General features: G+C 65.3%; 8 protein-coding genes and 1 pseudogene. All 9 read left to right on the top strand.

The genetic code is table 11. From position 1 onward, the window contains the following. Positions 1-16 precede the first annotated feature (16 nt). Positions 17-175, top strand: a complete 159-nt coding sequence (locus AC07NG_RS23355) for a DUF3325 family protein (RefSeq protein ID WP_494596762.1) — start codon at positions 17-19, stop codon at positions 173-175. 549 nt (positions 176-724) lie between these two features. After that, entirely contained in the window at positions 725-2,512 is a 1,788-nt protein-coding gene (locus AC07NG_RS23360; protein WP_494596675.1) for a methyl-accepting chemotaxis protein, read from the top strand. Between the two features lie 560 nt (positions 2,513-3,072). Continuing rightward, positions 3,073-4,137 (top strand): alpha/beta fold hydrolase, encoded by a 1,065-nt coding sequence (locus tag AC07NG_RS23365; RefSeq protein WP_494596677.1) that lies wholly within the window; start codon positions 3,073-3,075, stop codon positions 4,135-4,137. 367 nt (positions 4,138-4,504) lie between these two features. After that, a pseudogene (locus tag AC07NG_RS23370) lies at positions 4,505-4,672 on the top strand (LacI family DNA-binding transcriptional regulator); the annotation flags it as partial. Between the two features lie 57 nt (positions 4,673-4,729). After that, on the top strand, positions 4,730-5,539 hold the full coding sequence (locus AC07NG_RS23375; protein WP_494596764.1) for a substrate-binding domain-containing protein: 810 nt from the start codon (positions 4,730-4,732) through the stop codon (positions 5,537-5,539). Between the two features lie 188 nt (positions 5,540-5,727). Beyond that, positions 5,728-8,184 (top strand): TonB-dependent siderophore receptor, encoded by a 2,457-nt coding sequence (locus AC07NG_RS23380; protein ID WP_494596678.1) that lies wholly within the window; start codon positions 5,728-5,730, stop codon positions 8,182-8,184. A gap of 96 nt (positions 8,185-8,280) precedes the next feature. After that, on the top strand, positions 8,281-10,110 hold the full coding sequence (locus AC07NG_RS23385; protein ID WP_494596680.1) for an alpha-amylase family glycosyl hydrolase: 1,830 nt from the start codon (positions 8,281-8,283) through the stop codon (positions 10,108-10,110). After that, positions 10,107-11,039 (top strand): ROK family protein, encoded by a 933-nt coding sequence (locus tag AC07NG_RS23390; protein WP_494596682.1) that lies wholly within the window; start codon positions 10,107-10,109, stop codon positions 11,037-11,039. Before AC07NG_RS23385 ends, AC07NG_RS23390 begins: the two co-directional genes overlap by 4 nt. Then, positions 11,036-12,277 carry an MFS transporter gene (locus AC07NG_RS23395; protein WP_494596684.1) on the top strand — a complete coding sequence of 414 codons (1,242 nt, stop codon included), beginning with the start codon at positions 11,036-11,038 and terminating at the stop codon, positions 12,275-12,277. The genes AC07NG_RS23390 and AC07NG_RS23395 overlap by 4 nt, the downstream gene beginning before the upstream one ends. The last annotated feature ends 57 nt before the right edge of the window (positions 12,278-12,334 follow it).

The following is a 12,334-nucleotide window of genomic DNA, read 5'->3' on the forward strand; positions in this document are numbered from 1 at the left end:
GGCGGCCACGACCGCCGTGGCTCGGTTGGGCGCGCCGCTCGGCGTCACCACCTGGGTCGGCCAGATGTGCGTGGCCGTGTCGCTGCTGGTGCTGCTGCTTTCGTGGTGGCCAAGGCTGGCGGCGATCCTAGCCGGCGGCGCCTTTGTCGTCGCCGTCTTCTTGGCGCTCCTTTGATCGGGAAGACCTAGCGTCGTGCTAAGAATGCAACGCCATGAAAACACGCCCGGCTGATCATGAATTCCAAAGGGGCGTAGCGACTGGTCTACGCCGCGCCATTTGCGGACATTGGTTCAGCGCCAGGAACACGACGCTCCTGGGCCCGGCGTGCCAATAGCCGACTCTGGATCACCTCCAAGAACACGACTTTAGCGCTCAGGTGGCGCACGCGCCTCGGGCCAAGAGGATCCGATCGCGCCGCGCGCCAAACTTCCTCTGTAGATGTCGTCAAATCGGCCGGTCGCTTCTCAGGCCCGATGCGATGCGGCAGATCGTCGCTAGAAATCTTCACGTTCGCGTCGCGGATTTCCCGCATAGCGCGAAATCAGATCAATATTCTCCATCATCAAATTCTTTGAACAGAAAATAGCTACCTTTAATTGAGAACAAGCAACCCAAATCGGGCTCGATTTTCTAAGACCGCGACAAACCATATCTTCGAATTTTACCGTTCGTTGACCCTAGTTCGCTTCCTATGCGCGAAAGCTTGACCTCGGAGGAAGCGCGTTGATTGGGTTACGCAATCGTTTGAATGGCAATCCGGCCCATACCTTGGCGGCGCTGGATCGTTCACTCGCCACGATCGAATTCGACCTGTCGGGCAAGATCCTGTCCGCCAACGCCAACTTCTGCGACGCCATGGGCTATGGGCTCTCCGAGATCGTCGGCAAGCACCACAGCCTGTTCGTCGAGCCTGAGTATGCGGCGAGTCAAGACTACCGCGACTTCTGGTCCAAGCTCGCCCAAGGCGAGTTTGATGCACGTGAATATCTGCGCATCGGCAAGGGCGGACGTGAGGTCTGGATCCAGGCCTCCTACAATCCTGTCCGCAACGGCGCGGGCAAGGTTGCGCGGGTGGTGAAGGTCGCCACGGTGATCACGGATCAGAAGCTGCGTAACGCGGATTTTGAAGCCAAGCTCACCGCCATCAGCCGCGCTCAGGCGATCATCGAATTCTCCACCGACGGCTTGGTTCTGGACGCCAATCAGAATTTCCTCGACGCGCTGGGCTACAGCCTCTTGGAGATCAAGGGCCAACATCATCGGATGTTCCTCGACAAGACCTACGCCGGATCGCCCGACTACGCTGACTTCTGGCGTAGGTTGAACGCGGGCGAATATGTAGCCGCCGAGTTCAAGCGCGTTGGCAAGGGCGGCACGGAGGTCTGGATCCAGGCCTCGTACAACCCGGTATTCGGACCTAAGGGTCGCGTCGAGAAGGTCGTGAAGTTCGCCACGGTCATCACCGGACGGGTCGACGCCATCAACCAAATAGCCGCCGCCCTTGAGCGCTTGGCGGCTAACGACCTGACCTGCCGGCTCAACCAGCCGATCGATCCACAGTTCCAGAAGGTGCGTGACGATCTCAACCGCGCTCTAGCCGCCCTTGACGAAACCATGAGTTCGGTGACCACGGCCACCGGCAGCGTCGGCGCCGGCGCCGATGAGATCTCCATCGCGTCGGACGATCTTTCGCGCCGCACGGAGCAGCAGGCCGCGAGCCTCGAGGAAACCGCCGCCGCCCTCGACCAGATCACCGCCACGGTCAATCGCAGCGCTGAGGGCGCCCGGCAGGCTTCGGCGGCCGCCTCCAGCGCCCGGGCAGACGCCGCTCGTTCGGGTGAGATCGTTGGCGACGCCGTGGCCGCCATGGGCGAGATAGAGAAGTCGTCGGGCCAGATCACCAGCATCATCGGCGTCATCGACGAAATCGCCTTCCAGACCAATCTGTTGGCTCTCAACGCTGGCGTCGAAGCCGCCCGCGCTGGGGAGGCTGGTCGCGGCTTTGCGGTTGTCGCCCAGGAAGTCCGCGCTCTGGCCCAACGCTCAGCCGAGGCGGCCAAGGAGATCAAGACCCTGATCGCCAACAGCGGCTCGCAGGTCGAACGCGGCGTGAAGCTGGTCGGCGAAACCGGCCGCGCGCTCGGCGAAATCGTCGAGAAGGTTGGCCAGATCGACGGCCTGATCTCCGAGATTGCCCAGTCTTCCAAGGAACAGGCGACAGGCCTCAACGAGGTCAATGTCGCGGTCAATCAGATGGATCAGGTCACCCAGCAGAATGCGGCCATGGTCGAGGAGGCCACCGCCGCGTCCGCCAGCCTGAAGTTCGAAGCCAGCGAGCTTCGCCAGATGGTCGGAAGGTTCAGAATCAGCGCGGTCACGGCGGCAAACGCCGCGTCCAGCCCGCCTCGCGAGCGCCCCGGCGCGATCCAAAAGACGCGCCCAATGACCCGCGCCCCGATGCTGGTCCGGGGCTCAGCGGCGCCGGCGCTCGATAGCTGGGAAGAGTTCTGAGTCAGGCCCGCATTGGAGCGCGCGCATGACCGCTAATGAATCCGCATTGCTGCTAATGGCCGACTATCAGTCTGGTGTCACCGCAGTCCTGATCGGCATCCTCATCGCGCGGGGCGTGATATCGCGAGAGGAGTTCGCCTGAGCGTTCGATCGTCTCGAGCACGCGCGACGATGGGCGCCTTCGCGGCCTGTTCCGGACCCTGATCGACAACCTTCTGGTGCGACGATCGCCCCCAGCTCATCATCGAGGCCTCGGTCGTCGTCCGACGCGCGCCAGTTGCTGACGTTGGCATCCCTCCAGCAAGCGGACATTCAGCCCGCCATGCAGACGGGCGAGATCGACCCTAGTCGGAAATTGAAATCGTCAGCTTTGGGCGAGCCATTCACGGCGGCTTATCTTTCAGCTTCAAGGCACGCTGTATCGAACAAACCTTGAGCCGACGGCCACCATGTAAAGTTGGGCGCCTGGGTTTCGACTTCGGCGCAGGCGCCTGCGGTGATAAGCGCCACGAAGCATGCGCGTCCATCTTGGGCGATGAGCGGCGTGTTTGGGGGCGGACATGAGAGTATTGGGTTTCGCTGCGGCGTTGCTGCTGTCCTGTGGCGTCGTCGGGGAGGCCCACGCGACGGAGCTTAGCCCAGGATGTCGAACGCGGGGCCAGCCCATCAACGAGTCCGGCTTCATCAACATTGGCGGTATCAAGCAGTGGGTGACGGTCGAGGGGCACGACTGCGCCAATCCGGTGGTGCTGATCGTCCACGGCGGTCCCGGTAACCCGAACACGCCTTTCGCCCACGCCCTGTTCGGCGAGTGGGCAAAGGACTTCACCGTCGTCCAGTGGGACCAGCGTGGTTCGGGCAAGACCTATGGCGCTAACAAGCCGGCCGAAGACGAGGCTTTGACTCTCCAGCGCCTGACGGCCGACGGCGTCGAGATGGCCCGCTATGCGACCCATCGCTTCGGCAAGCGCAAGGTCATCATCATGGGCGGCTCCTGGGGCTCGGCCCTGGCGGTTAACATCGCCATGGCGGAGCCGGACCTATTCAGCGCCTATGTCGGCACGGCCCAGCTTGTTAACTACCAACTGGACATGGCGGCCAGCTACGCCAAGACCCTTGGTCTGGCGCGAGCCGCCGGCGACACGGAGTCGATTGGCAAGTTGGAGGGGCTCGGCGCCCCGCCGTGGACCAATCCCCGTGCTTTCGGAATCCTGCGCCGCATCACCCGCAAGTACGAGGCTCTGGCGACCGACGCACCGCCCAAGGGCTGGTTCACGTTCGGCCCCGGCTACGACACTCCCGCCTACGAGACCGACTACACCGCCGGCGAGGATTATTCCTTCCTGAACTTCGTCGGCCTCGCCGGCGACGGCATGGGGCCGAAGATCGACTTGCGCAGGCTGGGAACGGCGTTCGCCATGCCAGTCTACATGCTGCAGGGCGAGGCCGATCTGGTGACCCCGCCGGAGGTCTCTAAAGCGTATTTCGACGATCTGACCGCGCCCAAGAAAGTGTTCTTGCCACTCGCCCGTACTGGGCACGACCCCAACCAGACGATGATCGACGCGCAACTCGCGGCTCTGGAGCAAGTTCGCGGCGAGGCAATGGCGAAGGACAGACCGTGAGGCGTTCGACTGCGCCGCAGCGCCGTGGCGCGCCAGCGTGCAGCGATCATGATGGGCTTGAGGCGCCGGCCTCAGACGCGGCGACGGTGATCGTCGCAGAACCTGAATGTAAGTTCTTCGGGTTCACTCCAACGTCACAAGCCCGCCCTTCTCAGCCGGGCCGGAGGTCTGCATCGCCGACCGGGTCGCGCCAGAAGCTGACCTTGCGGCACCTTCCTGGATCCGACATTGCACAGCGGCGCGCTTACGGACCACCAAGCCTGCTTCTCTCTCGTTCTTCTCGCCAAAAACTTGATAGGCGGCCGACGCCGTCAACTGGACCCGAAGCAACTGGTGCAAAGCGCGAACGATAAACTATCGTCGATTCATGAGTAATGAGCTTCCCGATAACGGATCCGCAAACTCCGGCCGCATCAAGATGTCGGACATCGCCAGGCTCGCCGGCGTCTCGACCTCTACGGTGTCGAGGGCGCTGTCGGGCCACAAGTCGATCCCCCAGCCGCTACGTGAGCAGATCGTAGCCCTGGCCCACGCCCAGGGCTACGCGATCAACCAGGCCGCCCGCAGTCTTCGCCTGCAGCAGACCCATGTAATCGGAGTCATCGTGCCGCTCGGCCACGAGGCCGGGCAGCTGATCTCCGACCCGTTCTTCCTGGAGATGATCGGCCGGCTGGCCGACGAGATCACCGGCCGCGACTACGAGGTGCTTCTCAAGAAGGTGGTGGCTCCGCGCCCCGGCTGGCTGGAACAGATCGTCCAATCCCACAAATCCGATGGCCTCCTAGTCATCGGTCAGAGCGACCAGCATGAAACGCTCAACGCCGTGGCCAGCACCTATCGTCCGATGGTGGTCTGGGGCGGCGCGCTGGACGACCAGCACTACTGCACCGTAGGCACCGACAACATCGCCGGCGCCCAGCTGGCCACCGAACACCTGATCGGCCTAGGACGGCGAAGGATCGCTTTCCTGGGCGCGCCAGAGGCGCCCGAAGTCGGCCTTCGCCGCGAGGGCTATCTGCGGGCGCTGGCCAAGGCTGGCCTCAAGCCGCAGCCGGAGCTGAGCGCGGCCGCCCACTTCACGGTCGAGACAGCCCAGGCCACCGTGCGGGACTTGATCGAAAGCGGCGTGGCGTTCGACGCGGTTTTCGCCGCCTCGGACCTCATCGCCATCACCGCCATCCAGGCGCTGGTCGAAGCTGGCCGGTCTGTTCCGGGCGACGTGTCCGTGGTCGGTTTCGACGACATCGCCCTTGCCCGGCATGTGGCGCCGGCGCTCACGACCGTAAGGCAGGACCTGGCGACCGGCGCCAGGTCCATGGTGGATCTGCTGTTCCGCCAGATCGCCGGCGAAGATGTGTCCTCCGTCTTCATGCCGCCCCAGCTGATCATCCGCGGATCCTGACCAGGCGGCTTTGACCGGGCGGCTTTGACCGGGCGGCATTCCCAGCGGCACTGTTGCGAAAATAACGCAATCGATTGCGTAAATCGCGGGATTGCAAAAATCACCCTTCGCAATCGATTGCGTAACCCGCATGCTCACGCTCGCAGCCTCCTCTTCAAGAACGGAGGCGCGTCACTGGGAGGAAGCGAATGGACAAGCACAAGGCCAAGCTCGTGGCCGGCGTAGCCGCGCTGGCGATGGTTCCCGCGCTGGCTCAGGCCAGGCAGGCGGACCAGACCGACACTAACAAGGACGTCCTGGCGCTCGACGCGGTCGTGGTGACCGCCTCGCGCGATGGCGCCACCAAGATGACCTCGTCGATCTCGGTCAGCGCTCTGTCGGCTGACCAGATCGCCGCCCAGGCGCCGCGCTCCACGGCCGAGATCTTCCGGAGTCTTCCCGGTATCCGTTCGGAATCGACCGGCGGCGAAGGCAACGCCAACATCGCCGTCCGCGGCCTGCCCGTCGCCTCCGGCGGCGCCAAGTTCCTGCAGTTGCAGGAAGACGGCCTGCCGGTCATGGAGTTCGGCGACATCGCCTTCGGCAACGCCGACATTTTCCTGCGCGCCGACCAGAACGTCTCGCGCATCGAGTCCGTCCGCGGCGGCTCGTCCTCGACCTTCGCCTCCAACTCGCCGGGCGGGGTGATCAACTTCATCAGCAAGACCGGCGATACCGAAGGCGGCGCGATCGCCCTGACCAAGGGCCTCGGCTATGACCACACGCGGCTGGATTTCGACTACGGAGCGCCGATCAGCGACACCCTGCGCTTCCATGTTGGCGGCTTCTACCGGGAAGGTGAAGGCGCGCGGAAGTCGGGCTACACCTCCGAGAAGGGCGGCCAGATCAAGGCCAACCTAACCAAGGAGTTCGAAAACGGCTTCGTCCGCCTGCACGTGAAGTACCTGGACGACCGCGCGGTCGGCTACCTGCCCATGCCCACCCGCGTCACCGGCTCCAACAGCGATCCGAGCATCGGCTCCTTCCCAGGGTTCGACATCAGCCACGAGGATCTTCAGTCCGTCTACCTGACCACCAATCCGGGCCTCGACGGCGACGGCAATCGCCGGATCAGCAAGGTCGCCGACGGCATGCACCCCGACACCCTGCAGTTCGGGGCCGAGACCAAGTTCAATGTCGGCGGCTGGAAGATCGAGGACCGCTTCAAGGTCGCCAAGACCTCGGGCCGCTTCGTAGCGCCCTTCCCAGCCGAGGTGACCTCGGCCCAGACCCTGGCGGCCGAGATCGGCGGAACCGGCGCGACCCTGCGCTACGCCAACGGCCCCTTGGCGGGCCAGACGATCACCTCGCCCTCGAGCCTCAATGGCAACGGTCTGGCGATGCGCGTGCACATGTTCGACGTCGAGATCAACGACTTCGGCAACGCCATGAACGACCTGAAGCTGTCGCGCGCCTTCGATGTCGGCGGCTTCTCTGTCGACGTTACCGCCGGCTACTACAAGTCGCGCCAAACCATCGCCATGGACTGGTTGTGGAACACCTTCATCATGGAGGTGAAGGGTGACAACGCCGCCCTGCTCGACGTCTATAACAGCGCCGGGACCAAGCTGACCCAGGCGGGGCTCGCAGCCTACGGCGTGCCCTACTGGGGCAACTGCTGCACCCGCCGCTACGACGTCACCTACGACATCGACGCGCCCTATCTGAGCCTCTCCACCCGCGTCGGCGACCTCAGCCTCGACGCCAGCCTGCGCCGAGACGAGGGCAAGGCCCGCGGCAGCTACGCCGGCGCCAAGCAGGCCAGCGTCGATGTCAACGGCGATGGCGTGATCCAGACCGTCGAGCAGAGCGTGTCGGTGGTCGACAACGCCAGCGCCGCGCCGGTGAACTACGACTGGGGCTACACCTCCTGGTCGCTGGGCGCCAACTACCAGTTCACCTCGGACCTCGCGGTGTTCGCCCGCGCCAGCCGCGGCGGCCGCGCCAACGCCGACCGGCTGCTGTTCGGCAAGGTCCGGGCTGACGGCACGGTGGCCAAGGAGGACGCCGTCGACATGGTCGACCAGGTCGAGGGCGGGGTGAAGTTCCGTCGCGACGGCTTTGGCCTTTTCGCCACGGCCTTCTGGGCCAAGACCGAAGAGCAGAACTTCGAGGCCACCAGCCAGAAGTTCTTCGACCGGACCTACAAGGCCAAGGGCGTGGAACTGGAAGCCAGCTATCGCATCGGCGACTTCTCGATCAGCGGCGGCGCCACCTACACCGACGCGGTAATCGACAAGGACGCCCTCAATCCGGCCGTGGTCGGTAACACCCCTCGTCGCCAGGCCAAGTGGATCTATCAGTTCGCCCCGACCTGGCGCTTTGGCGATAAGGCCACGATCGGCGCCAGCGTGATCGGCACCACCAAGGCCTACGCCCAGGACGAGAACCTGCTGGCCTTCCCCGGCTACGCCCAGGTCAACGCCTTCGCCGAGTACAACATCGCCGAGGGCCTTTCGCTGTCGGTCAACGCCAACAACCTCTTCGACAAGGTCGGGCTGACCGAAGCCGAGGAGAGCGCAATCACGGCCGGCTCGGTCAATGCGATCCGGGCCCGCTCGATCAACGGCCGAACCGTCACGGCGACGCTTCGTTACGCTTTCTAGGTCCCTGACCGGCGGGCTTCCCCCGTTGGTTCCTTAGCCTCGCCGCGCGCTCCTGCCGCGTTGGCGAGGCCTTTCTTTCCCAAAGAGCTTCACCGCATGGTCCTGGCCTCCCCGCTCCAATCACCGCACGAGGACGCCGTCCAACGCCGCTTCGCGGCGCTATGGCCGACCATCGCGGCCATCTTCGAAGACCTTTACGGCGGCCACGAGAACCACCCGATCGTCCTGGAGCAGTTGAAGTCCAGGCTTCTGGCGGCCGCCCGCACCCGGCCAGAGCCGCTGCGCGCGCTCGACGCCGCCCGCGAGGCGGATCCGGCCTGGCTGCTGGCGCCGGGGCAAAGCGCCTACACCTTCTACGTCGATCGCTTCGCCGGCGATCTCACCGGCGTGCGCGGCAAGCTCGACTACCTCTCGGAACTGGGCGTGCGCTGGCTTCACCCCCTGCCCCTGCTGGAGCCGCGCCCCGGCGACAGCGACGGCGGCTTCGCCGTCTCCGACTATCGCCGGGTGGATCCCAGGCTAGGAACCATTGATGACCTCGAAGCCCTGGCCGCCGATCTACGCGCGCGCGACATGGGACTGATCCTGGACGTGGTCTGCAACCACACCGCCCGCGAACACGAATGGGCGTCCAGGGCGCGCGCGGGCGATCCCGCCTATCGCGACTACTATGTCGTCCTGCCGGACGCAGGGAGCGCCGCGGCGCGCGACCGCGACCTGATCGACGTCTTCCCCGACACCGCGCCAGGCAGCTTCACCTACGACGCCGACATGGACGGCTACGTCTGGACGACCTTCTATCCCTTCCAGTGGGACCTCAACTACGCCAATCCGGCGGTGTTCGCCGAAATGCTCGACGTCCTGATATTCCTGGCCGCCAAGGGCGCCCAGGGGTTCCGGCTCGACAGCGCGCCCTATCTCTGGAAGCAGGCCGGCACCACCTGCCGCAACCTGCCCCAGGCCTACGCCATCGTCGAAGCCTGGCGCGCGGCGCTGTCGATCGTCGCCCCCGGCGTGGTGCTGCTGGCCGAAGCCATCGAGAGCCTCGAGGACGTCCTGCCGTTCTTTGGCCGTTCGGCCCCCGGCTGCGACTTGGCCTACAACAACGTCGTCATGACCGCCCTCTGGGGCGCCCTGGCCGACGCCGATGCGGCGATCGCCCGCCGATGCCTGGCCGTCGCGGCGCAAAAACCCGCCCATGGCGCCTGGCTGAACTATGTCCGCTGCCACGACGACCTGATCTGGAACGCTCTGGCCGCCTACGCTCCGCCCGAGGACCTCAAGCGCTGGTCTGACGCCTACGGCCAGGGCGGGGGTTTCTCGCGCGGGCGCGCCTTTCAGACCGCGGCGGGGGGCGTGCCCTCCACCAATGGCATGGCCGCCTCGCTGGCTGGCCTGAACGCTGGCCAGGACCTGGACGGGATGGGCGCGCGCCGCCTGACCCTGCTCTATGGCGTCATTCACGCGCTGGACGGCTGGCCCCTGATCTACATGGGCGACGAGATCGGCCTGGACGACGACGTCGCCTACCAGCGTGATCCTTTGCGGGCTGGTGACGGACGATGGCTGCATCGCCCGCTGATGGACTGGGAGGCGGCAGGAAGACGCCATGATCCGGAGGCGCTGGAAGCTCACCTCTTCACGTCATTCGGCCTTTTGGCGCGGCGCGCTCGAGTGCTCGCTGACTTGGGCGTGGCCGGCCCCGCAAAGCCGTTGGATCTAGCGGTTCCTTCTCTCTTGGCCTTCGTGCGCGAGGAGGGCCAGCGGCGCTTCCTATGCCTTGCCAACCTGTCGGCTTCAACGGTCGGCGCGGCGCTACCGCCGCCCTTCGACGACCTGACCGAGGACATTCTCGACGGTGAGCCCTATGCCGGGCCTGCGCAGGTGTTGGGTCCCTACGCAATCAAGTGGTTGGTGACCCGATGACCCGGATCGCGGCGATTGAGCTTGGCGGCACCAAGGCCCTGATCGCCTTTGGCTCCAGCCCGGGCGACCTGACCGCTCCGGTCCGGATCTCCACGACCACGCCGCAGGAGACCTTGGCGGCGATCGAGGCTGTTTTAGAGGATCAGCACCGGCATGGCGGCTTCGACGCGATCGGCGTCGCCAGCTTCGGTCCGGTTCGGCTCGACCGCGCCGCGGCCGACTGGGGCCACATGCTGAAGACGCCCAAGCCGGGATGGTCGGGCGCAAACGTCGCCGGCAGGCTTTGCCGCAGGTTTGGCCTGCCGGTCGCCTTCGACACCGATGTGTCGGGCGCGGCTGTGGCCGAAGGGGCCTGGGGCGCGGCCAAGGGATTGTCCAACCATGCCTACGTCACCATCGGCACCGGGGTCGGCGTCGGGCTGGTGGTCCATGGGCGCCCCGTTCATGGCCTCCTGCATCCGGAAGCCGGCCACCTGCTGGTCCGGCGCGACACGGCCAAGGACCCCTTTACCGGATGCTGCCCTTTCCACGGCGACTGTCTGGAAGGCCTGATCAGCGGTGCTGCCCTGGCCGCGCGGACGGGCGCGCCGGGCGAGACCCTGGCCGTCGATGATCCGGTCTGGGATCTCGTCGCCGACTATCTGGCCCAGCTCTTGATGAGCCTGGTGCTGGTCGCCTCGCCCCAGCGGGTGATCGTCGGCGGCGGGGTCGGGCAAAATCCGCGGCTGCTGGCGCGGACCCGCGAACTCCTGGCCGCCAAGCTCGCCGGCTATCTCGACGCGCTGGACACGGACGCCGCGATCGCGGCGTTCGTCGCCGCGCCTGGGCTTGGCCAGACCTCCGGCCTGCTCGGCGCCGTCGCGCTCGGCCTTGGCATACTGGAGTCGCCAGGCCCGTCCTTCGAAACCAGAGCTGGAGAGCAGCGATGATCGCACCGGACCCCGACGCACAGCGCAACCCGCGCCTGATCCGCGTGCTGACCTATCTGATGTTCATGATGTTCGCCATGACCACGGACTCGGTCGGCGTCATCATCCCCCACGTCATTAAGACCTTCGGCTTAGGGATGGCCGCTGCCGGCTCGTTCCACTACGCCAGCATGACCGGGATCGCGCTGGGCGGGGTCTGCCTTGGGTTCCTGGCCGACCGCCTCGGCCGCAAAGCCACCATCGTCATCGGCCTGGTCGCCTTCGCCGCTTCGGCCTTCCTGTTCTCGGTGGGCCAGACCTTCGGTTTCTTCGTGGGCCTTCTGCTGCTGTCGGGCTTGGCTATCGGCGTTTTCAAGACCGGGGCCCTGGCGCTGATCGGCGACATCTCGACCTCCACTCGCGCCCACACAGCCACCATGAACATGGTGGAAGGCTTCTTCGGCGTCGGCGCCATTATTGGCCCGGCCATTGTCGCAGCCCTGCTGGCGGCAGGCGCATCGTGGAAGTGGCTCTATGTGATCGCCGGCGCCCTCTGCGTCCTATTGATCATCGCCGCACTGGCGGTCCGCTATCCCCAGACGCCCCGGGCCGCCCAGGAGAAACTCGACCCGCGCGTCACCCTGGCCATGTTCGCCAATCCCTACGCCTTGGCCTTCAGCCTCGCGATCATGCTCTATGTCGGCGTCGAGACGGCGATCTACGTCTGGATGCCGACCCTTCTGGCCGCCTACCAGGGACCCGCAGTCGTCCTGGCCGCCTACGCATTGTCGGTGTTCTTCGTCCTGCGCGCCGTCGGCCGCTTCATGGGGGCTTGGCTGCTCCACCGCTTGGCCTGGGCCAAGGTCGTCGCGCTATGCAGCGTGGCGATCCTGATCTGCTTTGGCATGGCGCTGATGGGTGGGCGCGATGTGGCTGTGTTTTCCCTGCCCGTCTCGGGCCTCTTCATGTCGGTACTCTATCCGACCATCAATTCCAAAGGCATCAGTTGCTTCCCCAAGGCCCAGCATGGCTCGGTTTCCGGCGTCATCCTGTTCTTCACCTGCGTGAGCGCCGTGGTCTCGCCTTGGATGATGGGTCTCGTCAGCGATCGCTTCGGCGACGCCGCCTATGGCTTCCGGTTGGCGACGGTTCTGGCGGGACTGTTGGCGCTCTTTGCCGTGATCAATCTGATCTTCGATCCCAGCCGTACGCGCCTGACGGCGCGTCAGCACACCGACTACAAAGACCCGCCCGAATGAAAATTACAAAGTAGAGGCGCCGATCCTCGTCAATCAGCACTCTACCTTCGACACTCC

This window comes from Caulobacter sp. GW821-FHT10C03, assembly GCF_059415485.1.